15 protein-coding genes are annotated in these 15236 nt (G+C 62.7%); all 15 read right to left on the bottom strand.

What is annotated here, in order from left to right; translation table 11 throughout:
- The 15 genes from OU800_RS15745 to OU800_RS15815 all read right to left on the bottom strand — a co-directional run bounded on the left by OU800_RS15745 (nucleotide 1) and on the right by OU800_RS15815 (nucleotide 15224).
- Nucleotides 1-306: an STAS domain-containing protein gene (locus OU800_RS15745; protein ID WP_268178252.1), complete on the bottom strand. Its 306-nt coding sequence runs from the start codon at nucleotides 304-306 to the stop codon at nucleotides 1-3.
- A 1233-nt stretch (nucleotides 307-1539) separates the two neighbouring features.
- The gene (gene fliJ / locus OU800_RS15750) at nucleotides 1540-1989 is read right to left on the bottom strand and encodes a flagellar export protein FliJ (protein ID WP_268178254.1); all 450 of its coding nucleotides are present in this window, start codon (nucleotides 1987-1989) and stop codon (nucleotides 1540-1542) included.
- Between the two features lie 46 nt (nucleotides 1990-2035).
- The gene (gene fliI, locus OU800_RS15755; protein WP_268178256.1) at nucleotides 2036-3382 is read right to left on the bottom strand and encodes a flagellar protein export ATPase FliI; all 1347 of its coding nucleotides are present in this window, start codon (nucleotides 3380-3382) and stop codon (nucleotides 2036-2038) included.
- Entirely contained in the window at nucleotides 3372-4175 is an 804-nt protein-coding gene (gene fliH, locus OU800_RS15760; protein WP_268178258.1) for a flagellar assembly protein FliH, read from the bottom strand. The genes fliI and fliH overlap by 11 nt, the downstream gene beginning before the upstream one ends.
- A gap of 3 nt (nucleotides 4176-4178) precedes the next feature.
- Nucleotides 4179-5195 carry a flagellar motor switch protein FliG gene (gene fliG, locus OU800_RS15765; RefSeq protein ID WP_268178260.1) on the bottom strand — a complete coding sequence of 339 codons (1017 nt, stop codon included), beginning with the start codon at nucleotides 5193-5195 and terminating at the stop codon, nucleotides 4179-4181.
- Nucleotides 5188-6972 carry a flagellar basal-body MS-ring/collar protein FliF gene (gene fliF / locus OU800_RS15770; RefSeq protein ID WP_268178262.1) on the bottom strand — a complete coding sequence of 595 codons (1785 nt, stop codon included), beginning with the start codon at nucleotides 6970-6972 and terminating at the stop codon, nucleotides 5188-5190. Before fliF ends, fliG begins: the two co-directional genes overlap by 8 nt.
- 10 nt (nucleotides 6973-6982) lie before the next feature.
- Nucleotides 6983-7312: a flagellar hook-basal body complex protein FliE gene (gene fliE, locus OU800_RS15775; RefSeq protein ID WP_268178264.1), complete on the bottom strand. Its 330-nt coding sequence runs from the start codon at nucleotides 7310-7312 to the stop codon at nucleotides 6983-6985.
- Nucleotides 7313-7563: 251 nt separating this feature from the next.
- Nucleotides 7564-8976, bottom strand: coding sequence for a sigma-54-dependent response regulator transcription factor FleR (gene fleR, locus OU800_RS15780; RefSeq protein ID WP_268178266.1), 1413 nt, complete (start codon nucleotides 8974-8976; stop codon nucleotides 7564-7566).
- A 4-nt stretch (nucleotides 8977-8980) separates the two neighbouring features.
- Entirely contained in the window at nucleotides 8981-10195 is a 1215-nt protein-coding gene (locus OU800_RS15785; RefSeq protein WP_268178267.1) for a sensor histidine kinase, read from the bottom strand.
- Nucleotides 10196-10375: 180 nt separating this feature from the next.
- Entirely contained in the window at nucleotides 10376-11851 is a 1476-nt protein-coding gene (locus OU800_RS15790) for a sigma-54 dependent transcriptional regulator (RefSeq protein WP_268178268.1), read from the bottom strand.
- 247 nt (nucleotides 11852-12098) lie between these two features.
- Nucleotides 12099-12395, bottom strand: a complete 297-nt coding sequence (locus OU800_RS15795; protein WP_268178269.1) for a flagellar protein FliT — start codon at nucleotides 12393-12395, stop codon at nucleotides 12099-12101.
- A 24-nt stretch (nucleotides 12396-12419) separates the two neighbouring features.
- On the bottom strand, nucleotides 12420-12800 hold the full coding sequence (gene fliS / locus OU800_RS15800; RefSeq protein WP_268178270.1) for a flagellar export chaperone FliS: 381 nt from the start codon (nucleotides 12798-12800) through the stop codon (nucleotides 12420-12422).
- Between the two features lie 70 nt (nucleotides 12801-12870).
- Nucleotides 12871-13263, bottom strand: a complete 393-nt coding sequence (gene fliS, locus OU800_RS15805) for a flagellar export chaperone FliS (RefSeq protein ID WP_268178271.1) — start codon at nucleotides 13261-13263, stop codon at nucleotides 12871-12873.
- A gap of 3 nt (nucleotides 13264-13266) precedes the next feature.
- Nucleotides 13267-14733, bottom strand: coding sequence for a flagellar filament capping protein FliD (gene fliD / locus OU800_RS15810; protein WP_268178273.1), 1467 nt, complete (start codon nucleotides 14731-14733; stop codon nucleotides 13267-13269).
- An 80-nt stretch (nucleotides 14734-14813) separates the two neighbouring features.
- Complete coding sequence (locus OU800_RS15815; protein WP_268178274.1) at nucleotides 14814-15224, bottom strand: flagellar protein FlaG; 411 nt, start codon at nucleotides 15222-15224, stop codon at nucleotides 14814-14816.
- Nucleotides 15225-15236: the final 12 nt, after the last annotated feature.

Raw genomic sequence — 15236 nt, forward strand, 5'->3', positions numbered from 1 at the left:
TCAGCCGATCTGGAAGAGTTGCTCGAAATTGGAGATGGCGAGGATCTTGCGCACGTCGCCGCTGCAGTTGAGCAGGCGGATCTGCGCCGAGTCGCCACCGGCGTGATCGCGCAACAGCAGCAGCATGCCAAGCGCGGAGCTATCCAGATAGCTGGTTTCCTTCAGATCCACCAGATAGCGTTTAGGCGTAATGCTGACGCGCTCGTAGGCATCGCGAAACTCCTGATGCGAGGCGAAATCGAAACGCCCGCGAATGGTGATGGTCAGCTCCTGGCCGTCGGCCGATGCTTGCGAGGTAATGCTCATACCGGGTTCCTTATCACAAAACTGTTCTCAGCTTAGCCGGTTTATCGGCTGGAGAGGATGACAGGCAAGCGTTTTGTTTGACAGCCTCCAGGCCTCGCAGCGCGAAACGGCAACAGACCCTAGCAGACCGTTGAATAACGTAGGCGGCGACTGTATGGATGCAGGAGGTAGAGCGACGCAGGAAGCCCAAGCCGAGGCAGGCTGGCCCGAAGGGCGAGCGCAGTGAATCAAAAAGCACTGGGCCCGCACTCGGGGTTACGTGCTGTAAATGAGCATTTTTGAGGTTCTTCACGGAATCTCGGGAAAGTCAGTCTTGATACCGGACTGGCAAGTTTGTGTGGGGGCTTATTGCTTGTTCGGGTGCTTGTTCCGGATTGCCGCGTTTTTGTTGATGTCTCTGGTTTCGCCCTCCCGGGCGAGTCACTTTTGTAGGGCAAAAGTAACCAAAACCCTCCGCCCGATCATCCGGCCCTCGCTGCGCGAGGGTTCGCTCACTCCATCGCCGCTCCAGAGGCCCGCCACGGTGGGCCATCCCTGGCCCATCGTGGCTCTCGCGACATCCATGTCGCTCGACCTCTTCCACGACGATTCCGTTCGCCCTCCTGGGCGGGCTCTGCACGCGCCTGAACCTGCGGTAACCCAGAATTAGCGTGGAGTGCTTGAACATGGGTCAGCCGTAGGGCTGACCAGGATGCCGGCTGAAACTACGCGAATGAAAGTTTTGATTTAACCCGACACTTCACCGCTACCAGAACACTCCGTCTATACCTTGAAATACCCATTCGTTCAGTCGCGCGAATGGCCCCTTCAGGAGGGTGAGTGGAATCGTTGCGTAGAGGGTTGAGCGGCATGGATGCCGCGAGAGCCGCGATTGGCCAGGGATGGCCCTTCGCGGCGGGCCCTCGGAGTAACGATGGAGCGAACGAATCCCGGCGAAGCCGGGGCCGGATGGCGGGGCCAAGCCTTTTTGCCTTCTTTTGTGGCGTTTGACAAAAGAAGGTCGCCGGGGGGCGAAACGGGAGATATCAACTAAACGCCGATAAGCAGCTTTACACCGAAAACGAAAGCATACTCACACAAACTTGCCAGTCCGGTGTCAACCAGGCATTCCCCACTGAAAGTGCGATGAACCTGTTTTTAACGCAGTATTACCAACGCACGACTGCATGGATGCAGGAGGTAGAGCGACGCAGGAAGCCCAAGCCGAGGTAGTTTTTCAACAGCCTGCTAGGCTCAGCGCTCGCGGCCATCGAGCAGGCGTTGCGCCAGCTCGTCGAGCAACTTCTGCTCACGCCGATCCTCGGCCTGGCGGGCCTCGTCGCGGTAGCGCTGCACCAGCTTGCGCAGCCCTTCGAGTCGCGCATAGCGCTGCTGCCAGATGCCACGAGCCTTGTCCAGATTGGCGCGGTGCCAATCCAGGCTCTGGTTCTGCTGGCCGATGGCGGTTTCTAGCTGCGCCAGAAAGCGTTGGTAGTTCATCAGCCACTGCCCGGAAACACCCTTGCTGCCCTCGCTGATCCACTGCTGCTGGTAGTCGCCGCGAAAGCGTTCCAGTTCGCCGAGCTTGGCTTCGGCCTGGCTCACCAGGCCCTGACAGTGGCCAAGTTGGCGGGCCGCTTCGCGCTCGGCCTTCTCGGCCATTTCCACCACCGGCTGCAGGCGCTTGGCGCGGCTGAGGCTCATCGAGCCCAGGCTCCGATGCAGACGGCGCTTGGTTCAGGCACCTTGCTCACTGGCCCAGCACCGCGCTCAGTTGTTCACGGCTCTGGGCCATGCTCACGCTCTCGTCGAGCCCCTGGCGCAGGTAATGCGCCATCTGCGGCTGGCGGGCGATAGCCAGGTCGGTGTCGGCATCGCCACCGGGCACATAGGCACCGACGCTGATCAGGTCACGACTCTGCTGATAACGCGACCAGAGCTGCTTGAAGCGCTGTGCCTGCTTGAGCTGCTCCGGCGGCACCACCTGCGGCATCACCCGGCTGATGGACGCCTCGATGTCGATGGCCGGGTAATGCCCCTCCTCGGCCAGCCGCCGTGACAGCACGAAGTGGCCATCGAGCACGCCGCGCGCCGCATCGGCAATGGGATCCTGCTGGTCGTCGCCTTCGGAAAGCACCGTGTAGAAGGCGGTGATCGAGCCGCCACCAGCTTCGGCATTGCCGGCACGCTCCACCAGCTTGGGCAGCCTGGCGAACACCGAAGGCGGATAGCCCTTGGTCGCCGGCGGCTCGCCGATGGCCAGGGCGATCTCGCGCTGGGCCTGGGCATAACGGGTCAGCGAATCCATCAGCAGCAGCACGTTCTTGCCCTTGTCGCGAAAGTATTCGGCGATACGGGTGCAGTATTGCGCGGCACGCAGGCGCATCAGCGGCGCATCGTCAGCGGGCGAGGCGACCACCACGGAGCGTTTGATGCCCTCCTCGCCGAGAATCTCGTCGATGAATTCCTTGACCTCACGGCCCCGTTCGCCGATCAGGCCGACCACGATGATCTCGGCCTCGGTGAAGCGGGTCATCATGCCCAGCAGCACCGACTTGCCCACGCCGGTGCCGGCAAACAGGCCGAGGCGCTGACCACGGCCCACGGTGAGCAGGCCATTGATGCTGCGGATGCCGACATCCAGAGGCTGACTGATGGGGTCACGGTTGAGCGGGTTGATGCTCGGGCCATCCATCGGCACCCAGTCCTCGGCCTTCATCCCGCCCTTGCCATCGAGCGCGCGCCCGGCGCCGTCGAGCACCCGGCCGAGCATCGACATGCCCATGGGCAGACGCCCGGTATCCGGTAGCGGCACCACGCGCGCCCCCGGTGCGATACCCGCCAGGCTGCCGACCGGCATCAGGTATATCTTGCCGCCGGAGAAGCCCATGACCTCGGCCTCGACCTGCACCGGATGGTAGCTGTCGCTGTTGATCACCAGGCAGCGGCTGCCGATGGCGGCACGCAGACCTTCGGCTTCCAGGGTCAGGCCGACCATGCGCAGCAGGCGCCCCTCGACCACGGGTTGACTAGGCAGGCTGATGGCGTCGACATAGGCATCCAGACGCCTGGCGAAACTGATTCGGTCAAGGCGCATCGACGGCGTCCAGATCCAGGCTGATGTCCGCTTCCGGTGGCTGGCCGACCTGTGCGCGCTGCTGCTCGAACAACTGCTTGAGCGACTGCGCCAGGCGCGTCTCGACGCTGGCGTCGATCAGGCTGTGCTCGGACTCGATGCGGCAACCACCGGGCAGCAGGCTCTCGTCCTCGAGGATGCGCCAGCTTTCCTCGTGGCGCTCACGCAGGGCCTTGATGGTGTCGAAATCCTGCGGATTGACCTGGATGCGCAGGTTGTCCGCACCCATCGGCAGCAGTTTCAGCGCCTCACGCAGCACCTGGCGAATCTGGCTGGAGTCGGTGTTCAGCTCGCGCTGCACCACCTCGCGCACCATGTGGCTGACCAGCTTGACCAGCGCCACTTCCAGTTGCTGATCCTGCTCGGCAATGGGCTCGAGTAGCTGACTCATCAGCTTGTCCAGGCCCTGCAACTTGAGCGCCAACGCGGCATCGGCCTCCTGCTTGGCCTTGAGCTGGCCGGCATGGAAGCCATCTTTCTCGCCTGCGGAGAAACCTTCGTTGTAGGCATCCTGACGAATGGCCTCTAGCTCGTCGAGCGTCAGCGGCTTGACGTCCTCCAGAGCCACCTCTTCGGACTGTGCCGCCTCTTCGGCGGACGCCGGCTCGCTGGGCGCTTCGTCGACCGCCTCTGCCGTCTGCGCAGGCTCGTCCCCGGCATCACCAGGCTCGTCGAAGCTGGGCAAGGCCCAGCGGTCGAACCCGGTCAGATCCTTAGCGCGGATCAGTTCGCTTTCCGGCTCCTTGGGCGCCATGCTTTAGACCATCTCTTCGCCGCCCTTGCCGCCAAGCACGATTTCTCCGGCTTCGGCCATGCGACGGGCGATGGTGAGGATTTCCTTCTGCGCGGTTTCCACGTCGCTGACGCGCACCGGGCCCTTGGCCTCCAGGTCGTCGCGCAGCAGCTCGGCGGCACGCTTGGACATGTTCTTGAACACCTTGTCCTTGATCGCATCGTCGGCGCCCTTGAGCGCCAGCACCAGCACGTCGGAGGACACCTCGCGCATGAGCGCCTGGATACCGCGGTCGTCGACGTCGGCCAGGTTGTCGAAGACGAACATCAGGTCTTCGATCTGTGTCGACAGGTCTTCATCCACCTCGCGGATCGAGTCCATCAACTGGCCTTCGACCGAGCTGTCGAGGAAGTTCATGATGTCCGCCGCGCGCTTGACCCCACCCATGGTGGCACGCGAGGTATTGGCACTGCCGGAGAACTGCTTCTCGAGGATCTGGTTGAGTTCCTTGAGCGCCGAGGGCTGCACGGTGTTGAGCGAGGACACGCGCAGGATGATGTCCAGGCGCACCTTGTGGTCGAAATGGCTGAGCACCTCGCCCGCCTGGTCGGGGTCGAGGTAGGCGACCACGATGGCCTGGATCTGCGGGTGCTCGTAGCGAATCACGTCGGCCACGGCGCGTGGTTCCATCCACTTGAGGCTGTCCAGGCCACTGGTGCTGCCACCGAGCAGGATGCGGTCGATCAGGTTGCCGGCCTTGTCCTCACCCAGCGCGGCGGTGAGCATCTTGCGAATGTAACCGTCGGAGCCCACGCCCAGGCTGGTCTGGTCGCCGACGATGTCGACGAACTCGGCCATCACCTGCTCGACCTGTTCGCGATGCACGTTGCGCATGCCGGCCATGGCCAGGCCCACGCGCTGCACTTCCTTGGGCCCGAGGTGGCGCAACACCTGCGCGGCATCGGTCTCGCCCAGCGACAGCAGAAGAATGGCGGCCTTGTCGACCTTGGTCAGCTTGGTAGCGGTACGGTTGTCACTCATCGGCGTTGATCCACTCTTTCACCACCAGAGCCACACGGCCCGGATCTTCGGCGACCAGGCTCTTGATGGCATTCAGTTGTGCATCATACCCCTCGGTGGGGCTCGGCAACATGATGCTTTGCGGCCCACCCAGGCTCACTCGATCATCGGCCAGTTCGCCATCCAGACCCGCCATGCGGCCCAGCTCGACATCGCCGCCCTCGCCTTGCCCCTTGCCCTTGCCGGCGCCGGTGATGTTGTTGAGCACCGGACGCAACACACCGAACACCAACGCCACAATCAACAGGACACCGATCAGTTGCTTGCCGATGTCCCAGAACCAGGGCTGGGTGTAGAACGGAATGTCCGGAATCTCCTCGCCCTGGGCAGCGCTGAATGGCGTGTTGATCACGCTGACGCTGTCGCCACGGCTGGCGTCGAAACCGACCGAGTCCTGTACCAGGCGGGTGAAGCGCGCCAGATCGTCGGCACTCCAGGGCACTCGCGTGGTTTCCCCGGTGGCCGGGTCGACACGCACCTGGTCATCCACCACCACGGCCACCGACAGGCGACGCAGGCGCCCCTGCTGCTGCTTGGTGTAGCTGATGGAGCGATCCAACTCGAAATTGCGCGTCGACTGCTCGCGCTTGTCCGCCGGATACGGCGCCAGCATCGGCTGGCCGGTGGCCGGATCCATGATCTGTTGACCATTGGCATCCACCAGCGGCTGACCGGCAGCGACCGGGCCGGCTGGTGCGGCGGCGCCAGCGGCTTGCTGCGGTGCGGCGGCCGGGCCAGGCGGCTGATTGGACAGCGCCCCCGGCACTCCTTGCGGCGGCAGGCTGCTCTGACGCTGTTCGTTGACCTGCTGCTCGCTACGCAGCGCCGGCTGATCCGGGTTGAACATCTCGGAGGTGGATTCCACCGCGCTGAAGTCGACATCGGCGGAGACTTCGGCCTTGTAGCGGCCATTGCCGAGCACCGGCTGCAGGATGTTGTGCACGCGCTGGGTGAACAGACTCTCCATGCGCCGGGTGTAGTCGAACTGCTTGCCGGCCATGGTCAGCTCGGAAAGCTCCTGCTGATCGGACAGCAGGTTACCCTTCTGGTCGACGACGGTGACCTGGCTCTTGTCCAGCTCCGGCACGCTGGTGGCGATCAGGTTGACGATGGCCATGACCTGGCTCGGCTCCAGCGCCCGCCCCGGATACAGCTCGACCAGCACCGAGGCGCTGGGCTTGCGCTCGTCACGTACGAACACCGACGCCTTGGGCATGGCCAGGTGCACGCGCGCGCCCTTGACGTTGTTGAGGCTGGAGATGGTACGTGCCAGCTCACCTTCCAGGCCGCGACGGTAGCGCGTGGCCTCCATGAACTGGCTGGTGCCCAGGCCCTGCTCGCGGTCAAGGATCTCGAAGCCGACACTGTTGTCGGTCGGCGCCACGCCGGCCGCGGCCAGGCGCATGCGAGCGTTGGCCAGATCATCGGACTTGACCAGCAGCGCGCCGGAATTGGGTTCCACGGTGTAGTCGATACCGGCATTGCTCAGCACATCGAGCACCTGACTGGTGTCCATGCCATTGAGGTTGCCGTAAAGGGGGCGGTAATCGGGCTGCTGCGACCACAGCACCACGGCAAAACCGATCGCCACGCTGGCGGCCAAACCGACCAGCAGGCCGAGCTGACGCAACACCGACATTTCGGCGAGATTTTCCAGGAAGCTCAGTCCGAACAACGGCTTCTTGGGTTCTGTCGCATCGGCCTTGGCCGGGACGTTCGCTACTGCTGCTTCAGCCATGAATCAATCCTCAGACCGGCATCTGCATGATGTCTTGGTAAGCCTGAACCAGCTTGTTACGCACCTGGGTCATGGCCTGGAAGGATACGCTGGCTTTCTGCGAGGCGATCATCACATCGGTCAGGTCGACACCGCTCTGGCCCATCTCGAAGGCGGTGGCCAGCTTGTTGGACGCCTGCTGGGTCTCGCTGACCTTGTTCACCGCCTGCCCCAGCATCTCCGAGAAACTCGGTGCACCTGGTACGGGTTCGCTGGCAGCCGGCTTCTGCCGGGCCATGGCCTCGGCCTGCATGGCACGCATTTCCAGCATCAAGCGATTGAATTCGACACCCTGACTCATGACTTCCTCCACTGCCCGCTTTTTGACACTTGCGGTGCTTTGCGAGGGTATTTGCAACAAGGGTGCCAAGAGAGCAGCTACAAGCTGCAAGCCTCAAGCTTCAAGCAAGAGCAAGCCGCGGGTGACAGGCATGCACGGTCGGTAGGGATTTATCCGCGAAAGGGACAGCACCGCGTCCGCCAGAATCGCGAATGAATTGGCTCCTACACGAAGAGCCAGGCGATGGCGAACGCGGCTTTACCAGGGCTGGATCAACTGGCGTAGAGATAGGCCTCGACATCCATGCCGGCATCACGCATCTGCGCAAGCTTGTAACGCAGGGTGCGCGGGCTGATGCCCAGGCGCTCGGCGGCTTCCTTGCGCCGACCGCGTTCGGCCCGCAGCGTGTCGATGATGACCTGGAACTCGCGGCGACGCAGATCCTCCCCCAGGCCGGCATCCACCGTCGGCAATGCGTCGCTCGTCGGCACGGTTGGCGGCATGACGCTGGGCACCACGGCCAGGCGCGGCGCGGCGGCCTGAACGCTGTGACCGATAGGCGCGCTCAGGCACAGATCCTGCGGTTGGATGAGACCGCCCTGCTGCAGGATCAGCGCTCGCTGGATGGCGTTATCCAGCTCTCGCACGTTGCCCGGCCACTGGTGCTCGACCAGGGCCTGAGCCGCCGCCGGGGAGAAACGCACCGGGGCATGATTCATTTTCTTGACGTGCTTGCCGAGCAGACGTTCGGCGAGCGGCAGAATATCGGCGGGTCGCTCGCGCAGCGGGCGCCAGGCCAAGGGGAACACTGACAGGCGATAGTAGAGATCCTCGCGGAAACGCCCGGCGGCCACCTCACTGGCCAGATCACGGTTGCTGGTGGCCAGCACGCGAATGTCCAGGGTGACCGGCTTGCGCGCCCCTACCCGCTCCACCTCGCGCTCCTGCAAGACGCGCAGCAGCTTGGCCTGCAGCCCCAGGGGCATTTCGGAAATCTCGTCGAGCAGGATGGTGCCGCCATCGGCCAGCTCGAACTTGCCAGGCTGGGCGGTCACCGCGCCGGTGAAGGCGCCCTTCTCATGGCCGAACAGGGTGGCCTCGAGCATGTTGTCAGGGATCGCCGCGCAATTGATGGCGATGAACGGGCCAGCGGCACGTGGCGACTGCTGATGAATGTAGCGCGCCAGCACTTCCTTGCCGGTACCGGACTCGCCGGTGATCATCACCGTCGAATCACTCTGCGCCACTCGCGTGGCCAGCTCCAGCAGTTGCACGCTGGCCGGTTCCAGCGCTACCGGGCCGTCGCGATCACCGGCGCACATCTGCCCCAGGGCATGCCGCGCCACCAGCTCCAGCAGCGCGCGCGGCTCGAAGGGTTTGACCAGATAATCGGCCGCCCCCTGGCGGATCGCATCCACCGCACGCTCAACGGCGCCATAGGCGGTCATCAGCAGCACCGGCAACTGCGGGTGGCGCTGGCGGATCTGCACCAGCAACTGGTGACCATCCATGCCCGGCATGTTGACGTCGCTGACCACCAGACCAAAGGACTCCTCCCCCAGGGCGACCAGCGCGGCCTCGGCGCAGTCGACGGCGCGGTAATCATGACCGCCCAGCATCAAGGTATCGGCCAGGGCTTCGCGCAGAGCGCGGTCATCTTCCACCAACAGAACTTTGGTCGTCATGGGGTCACTCCTGATTCAGGTGGGTTGCCGTGCCCAGCAGCGGCAGCGAAATGATGGCGCAGGTACCACGACCAGCACGCGACTGCAGCAGCAACTGGCCCTGATGGGCCTTGGCCACGGCTTTGACCACCGCCAGGCCGAGGCCGGTACCGGTGGTCTTGGTGGTAAAGAAAGGTTCGCCCAGGCGCGCCAGGGTGGCAGCATCCATCCCCGGGCCATTGTCACTGACGCACAGGCGCAACTGGCTGCCACGGCGATAGAGGTGGATCTTCAGACGCGCATCACGGCCACTGGCCTGGATGGCATTGTCGATCAGGTTGAGCACGGTGCCGACCAGGGTGTCGCGGTTGCACAGCAGTTCGCCCGATTGGGTGTCGCACTGCCAACGCACCGCCATCCCAGCCAGATGCGGCTCGGCAGCGGCGCGCAGCGAGGCGAACAGCGCCGGCGGCGCCAATCGATCCGGCAGCGGCAATTCGCCACGCGCGAAGATCAGCATGTCACGCACCTGGTTTTCCAGTTCGTGCAGGCGCTCCTTGAGGCGCCCAGCGAAACGTTGCTGCTGCTCGGCTGGCAGCACCTGCTCGTTGAGATGGCTGGCATAGAGCAAGGCGGCGGACAGCGGTGTGCGAATCTGATGAGCCAGCGAGGCGACCATGCGCCCGAGCGCAGACAGGCGCTCGTGGCGCGCCAGTTGATCCTGCAGGCGACGGGTTTCCGTCAGGTCGGTGAGCAGGATCAGTTGCCCCGGCTCGGCATTCAACGAACGGGTGGCAATGGACAGCCGGCGACCGTCCTTCAGCGAAATTTCATGGCCATCGTCCTCGCGCGGGGCGAAATTGCGTGCGATCACCTGGCGCCAGAGCATGCCCACCAGCGGCTGACCGAGCAGTGAACGCGCCACAGGGTTGGCCTCACGCACCACGCCCTGGCCATCGATGACGATGACCCCGCCCGGCAGGAGATCCAGCAGGCTCTGCAGACGATTGGCCAGGCGCTCTTTCTCGGCCAGTTCCTGCATGCGCTGAGCGCTGACCAGGGCCAGTTGCCCCTTGAGCTCGCTGACCCGCGCTTCGAGCAGGCTGTAGGACTCGCTAAGCTGGCTGGACATCTGGTTGAACAGGGCAAAAGCCTGTTCCAGCCCGGCACGACTGGCTTGCTCCAGCGGAGCCGAAGGCACCGGCTCGGCTGGCTCGGCGGGGCGGACGCTTGTATTCATCTTCATCTCTCGCACAACGCACCGTCAGAGGACGGTCAGGTTGGGAGTGCTAAAGCAATCCGCGTGCCCACTTTTTTCTTATTATTTTTCAATCAGTTAAAAAATAAAGCCGGAGCTGCGTCAAAGCTCCGGCTTGCTTTCCGCGATAGCGGCGAGCCATTACGGCAGTTCCATGACGACTCAGTCGTCGCCGTTACCCTCGTCGTCACGGCGGCTCATGCCGTACTTGCGCATCTTCTCCACCAGAGTGGTACGGCGAATGCGCAGACGCTCGGCGGCACGCGCCACCACACCACCGGCATCATCCAGTGCCTGCTGGATCAGCCCTTGCTCGAGGTTGCCCAGGTAGTCCTTGAGATCCAGCCCCTCGGGCGGCAGCATCGCTGGCGTGTCGAGCCCCGGGAGGCCGGCGACGATGGCGGCGCGCTCTTCAATCTCATCGCGCAGGGTTTCGGCCAGTTGCTCGTCTTCATCGTCGACGTGGCGAAACTTCTTCGGCAACTCACCCACGCCGATCACCCCATAGGGATGCATGATCGCCATGCGCTCGACCAGGTTGGCCAGCTCACGCACATTACCCGCCCAGTCATGGCGGCACAGCGACATGATGGCGGCCGAGTTGAAGCGGATGGAGCCACGCTTCTCGTGTTCCATGCGCGAGATCAGCTCGTTCATCAACAGCGGGATGTCTTCGATGCGCTCACGCAATGGCGCCATCTCGATGGGGAAGACGTTGAGGCGGTAGTACAGATCCTCACGGAAGCTGCCGTCCTCGATCATGCGTTCGAGATTCTTGTGGGTGGCAGCGATGATGCGCACGTCGGCGGTCTGCGTCTTGTTGCTACCGACCCGCTCGAACGTGCGCTCTTGCAGCACGCGCAGCAATTTGACCTGCATCGGCAGCGGCATGTCACCAATCTCGTCGAGAAACAGGGTGCCGCCGTTGGCCAGCTCGAAACGCCCGGCGCGGCTGGTGATGGCCCCGGTGAAGGCGCCCTTCTCGTGGCCGAATAGCTCGCTCTCCAGCAACTCGGCCGGAATGGCGCCGCAGTTGACGGGCACGAACGGCGCTTCGCGGCGCTTGGAATGGTAATGCAGGTTGCGCGCGACCACTTCCTTACCAGTGCCCGACTCGCCCAGGATCAGCACGCTGGCCTCGGTATCGGCCACTTGCTGCATCATCTGCCGCACCTGTTGAATCGCCCGGCTGGTGCCAACCAGACTGCGGAACAGATTGGGCTCGCGCTGGCGGCCACGATCACGCGCCTGGTCGTACATCTCCCGGTAGATCTGCGCACGGTGCAGCGAGTCGAGCAGTTTGTTGTAGCTCAGCGGCATTTCCAGGGAGGCCAGCACGCGCCGACGCAGATCCTCGGGCCAGTCGCCGGTCGCCGTTTCGTTGAGCGTCAGTAACGGCAGGAATTCGTCCCAGGCGGAAATCTGCTTGGTCAACTCGAGGGCGCCACCACGGCTTTCAACCTCGCCGAGCAGCACACTGAGCACTTCACGACTGGAATCAAGGGCAGCCACTGCCTCCTTCCAGTTCAGGCTACTGCAACTGAGGTGCTCTTCCCCTAGAAAATTCAGAATGATCGCCAGCTCATGGCGGCGCGCGGCATTGTCGTCAATCAGCAGGATCTTGGTTTCACGCCACATCTTGTCTACGTCTGGCCCGAGGAGTGAAGGAAATGGTACGCCAAAGACTCAGCGAAAACCGGCAATTAGCCAGTAGTAAAGTCAATATAGCGGATGCAGTCAATTTTATGGCGTGAATATTTACCATGGCCAGTGGTGCGTAAATACAGCCGTTTGCATCAAGAAGGAAAATTGCATGGGAAAAGACGGCATTTGCCGCTTATTGTCGCGACCAGGCGCGCAAGCGGCAAAGCTAAACGACCGCGACTCAACCGAACAGTTGATAGACCTTGGCGCCCTGATGCGCCTGGTTGAGCTGCAGCAGCTCGCCGGCCAGACGCTGCTGCTCGGCCTGGCATACGCTCACCAGCTCGCGGTACAGATCGAGCAGTTGTTGCAGGTTCGAGCGTAGCTGCTCCTCATCCTGCAGACCCTCGACCATGGCGGCATCCACCGCCATGCGGCATTGCAGATCAAGCTCGCCGATGGCGCTCCAGTCCTGATTGGCCAAGGCATCGCGTAGCGCCACACCTGTCGCTTGCAAACGCTGGACGGATGAATTCATTGCCTTTCTCCTCCGATACCAGGCTTATTGAGCGATGGCATCCCAGCCAGCCTTGACGTTACGCAGCAAGCCGGACACCTCTTCGAGGATAGCCGGCTCGTTGCTGACGTTCGCTTCAGTCAGGCGGTTGATCATGTATTCGTAGAGATTATCGAGATTGCTGGCCACTTCGCCACCCTGCTGGTGATCCAGACTCTCACGCAGCCCGGCGATGATGGCAATGCTCTTGCCGATCAACTCACCCTTGAGCGCCGTCTGCTCGCGCTCCATGGCACCACGCGCCTGGGCGATACGGGCCAAGCCACCTTCCATCAGCATCTGGATCAGACGATGGGGGCTGGCCTCGATGGCCTGAGCCTGGGTGTTGACGGTCTGGTACTGTCTGAGGGCCGCCATGGCATTCATAATCGCTCTCGCTCTACCTGTGGGCTGATACTTCAGCTATCGGCCCAGACAGTAAAAGCTTTAGCGAAAATCAGCTGGCCGCTGCCGGCTCCACTTCCGGGCCTATGGCATCCCAGGCGCCCTTGATCCGGCCCAGCAGGGACTCGACCTCATCGAGGGTGCGCGGAGTTTCATCCAGCGCCACACCAGCCAGACGGCGAGTCATGTAGTCGTACAGGGCATCGAGGTTCTCGGCGATCTCGCCGCCCAGCTCCTTGTCCAGCGACGCCTGGAGCACGCCCAGAATAGTGATGGTGCTGCCCACGGCCAAGCCGCGGATTTCCGTATCGCCTTCGGCCTGCGCCTGCCTGGCCAGCATCACCCGCTGCAAGGCGCCTTCGAGCAAAAGCTGCACGGTGCGATAAGGCGATACCTCCTGGCTGGTCTTGACCTGCTTGTAGGCATCGATGGGGTTCTTGCTCATGGCTTATTCCTTCTTGACGAAGCCTGGCAGGCTGGCCAGCATGCCGCCGAGACTGTCACTGGTTTGTTTGAGGCGCCCCACCAGCGAGTCCATGGCGTTGTACTGCGCGTAGAGGCGGGTTTGCAGGCTTTCGACACGCCTGTCCAGCGCCTTGCGCTGCTTGTCGACATCCTGTTTGGTGACCTGCAACGCATCGTTGCGCTGCTTGAGTACACCATCGGTGGCAACATAGGTGCCGGTAAAGCTCGACAGACGCCCCATCAGCCCGTTGTCGCCGGTGAGGTAAGCACCCACCTGATCGAAGTTGTTCTCCAGCGCGTCCGTCAGTTTACTGTCATCCAGTGACAGCTTGCCGTCCTTGGCTGTGGTGATGCCCAGCTCGGCCAGGGCCTGAATGCCGCCATCCTTATTAGGTGAGCTCACCAGTTCGTTACGCAGCCCAGACAGCAGGCTACGCACCGAGGTATCACCGAACAGCGGGCCGGTAACCGGCGCGGAGCCATCGACCGGTACATAGGCAGTCAGTTGGGAGGTAGTGGAAATCAGCGCGTTGTAGGCGCTGACGAACTTCTGCAGGCTGCTCTTCACGCTGCCCTTGTCGACCCCCACGGTGAGGCTGATGGTCTTGCCATCGGTCAGATCGCTACTGCTCTGCGCGGCGAGCAGATCGAGGGTGACCCCTTCCAGAGCATCTTCGATGGTGTTGCTGGAACGCTCCAGTTGCAGGCCATCAATGGTCAGCTTGGCGGACTTGGCTTGGGTGATGACCCCGCCAGCCCCAGTGCTGGAGTTGGGCTTTAGAAAGGCACCTGGGTTATCGGGATCCGCTGTCGCGGTGAACGCCAGGGTAGACAGCGCATTGTCACCACTGGCTGCTCCGGCAGGCGGCGTGGGTACCGTTACCTTGACGTCGTTGCCCTGCCCGGTCTTGGTGGAGCTCAGCACCAGGCGCGAACCGGAATCATCGGTGATGATGGAGGCACTGATGCCGCTGCTCTTGCCGGCCTCGTTGATCGAGTCGCGTATGCCGGCCAGGGTGTTGTTGGCCGCCGTAACATCGACGCTGATGTTGCTCGAACCGGCAGAAATTTCCAGCTTACCGCCACCGAAGGTCGCCTTCGTCCCACCGGATACGGCCTGCAGGGCCACCTTGCTGCTGCTCGCCAACTGCTGCACCTGCAGGTTGTAGCTGCCAGCAGGGGCGGTAGAAGTCGCCGTGGCCTTGACCACACTGCTGTTGGAGGTGCTGGCCGTGCGTGACTCGAACAAGGAGGCCTTGTTCAAGGGATCGATGGCGCTCTTGAAGGTATTCAGCGCCCCGGTCAACGTGCCGATGGCCGAAATGCGCGTGGTGGTCTGTTTCTCGAGGCGATCGAGCTGGTTGGTCTTGGGTGCTTTCTCGGCATTGACCAATACCTCGACGATGCTCTTTATGTCGATGCCTGAGCCGATTCCTGGAATACCCGCCATGTCGCGTTACCTCGTCAATAATTCGACTTCACTCGTCCTGTGGACGAGTAATAGTCAAAACCCATGCCAAGGTTTACTGCTTATGCCTCAGCCTTGAACAGCAAGCTGCGCACTTCCGACAGATTCTCTGCCAGCTTGAGCGCCTCTTCCGATGGTATCTGTCGGATCACGTCACCCGATCCGGCATCGGTCACCTTGACCACTACACGACCGGAGCCATCGTCGACCGCGAAATTGATGCTGCGTCGCACCGACTGCACGAACTCCTGGATGGTAGCCACCGCATCCTCGACCTCTTCGCGGCTCACTTCCTGAGTGGGCTCGACGATACGTGCTTCAGCCTGGGCCTTGTCATTCACGCCCTGGGTAACGGGAGCAACGATGCCTGCACTGCTGCCGACGGGCTGCCGGCGCGAGTCCATCGCAGCCGAAGAGCCAGCATCACGTGCAATGACAGGGTTTACTGGAGGTTTGACCGAACCGACGTCCATAAATTAATCCTC

The organism is Pseudomonas sp. GOM7 (genome assembly GCF_026723825.1).
GTDB lineage: Bacteria > Pseudomonadota > Gammaproteobacteria > Pseudomonadales > Pseudomonadaceae > Aquipseudomonas.

Bases quoted from the DNA above. Each gene is read 5' to 3' on its own strand.
- fleR (WP_268178266.1), bottom strand. From the start codon at position 8,976: ATGACGACCAAAGTTCTGTTGGTGGAAGATGACCGCGCTCTGCGCGAA.
- fliS (WP_268178270.1), bottom strand. From the start codon at position 12,800: ATGAATGCCATGGCGGCCCTCAGACAGTACCAGACCGTCAACACCCAG.
- fliS (WP_268178271.1), bottom strand. From the start codon at position 13,263: ATGAGCAAGAACCCCATCGATGCCTACAAGCAGGTCAAGACCAGCCAG.
- fliE (WP_268178264.1), bottom strand. From the start codon at position 7,312: ATGAGTCAGGGTGTCGAATTCAATCGCTTGATGCTGGAAATGCGTGCC.
- fliG (WP_268178260.1), bottom strand. From the start codon at position 5,195: ATGAGTGACAACCGTACCGCTACCAAGCTGACCAAGGTCGACAAGGCC.
- OU800_RS15790 (WP_268178268.1), bottom strand. From the start codon at position 11,851: ATGTGGCGTGAAACCAAGATCCTGCTGATTGACGACAATGCCGCGCGC.
- OU800_RS15745 (WP_268178252.1), bottom strand. From the start codon at position 306: ATGAGCATTACCTCGCAAGCATCGGCCGACGGCCAGGAGCTGACCATC.
- fliH (WP_268178258.1), bottom strand. From the start codon at position 4,175: ATGGCGCCCAAGGAGCCGGAAAGCGAACTGATCCGCGCTAAGGATCTG.
- OU800_RS15815 (WP_268178274.1), bottom strand. From the start codon at position 15,224: ATGGACGTCGGTTCGGTCAAACCTCCAGTAAACCCTGTCATTGCACGT.
- fliI (WP_268178256.1), bottom strand. From the start codon at position 3,382: ATGCGCCTTGACCGAATCAGTTTCGCCAGGCGTCTGGATGCCTATGTC.
- OU800_RS15785 (WP_268178267.1), bottom strand. From the start codon at position 10,195: ATGAATACAAGCGTCCGCCCCGCCGAGCCAGCCGAGCCGGTGCCTTCG.
- fliF (WP_268178262.1), bottom strand. From the start codon at position 6,972: ATGGCTGAAGCAGCAGTAGCGAACGTCCCGGCCAAGGCCGATGCGACA.
- fliJ (WP_268178254.1), bottom strand. From the start codon at position 1,989: ATGAGCCTCAGCCGCGCCAAGCGCCTGCAGCCGGTGGTGGAAATGGCC.
- OU800_RS15795 (WP_268178269.1), bottom strand. From the start codon at position 12,395: ATGAATTCATCCGTCCAGCGTTTGCAAGCGACAGGTGTGGCGCTACGC.
- fliD (WP_268178273.1), bottom strand. From the start codon at position 14,733: ATGGCGGGTATTCCAGGAATCGGCTCAGGCATCGACATAAAGAGCATC.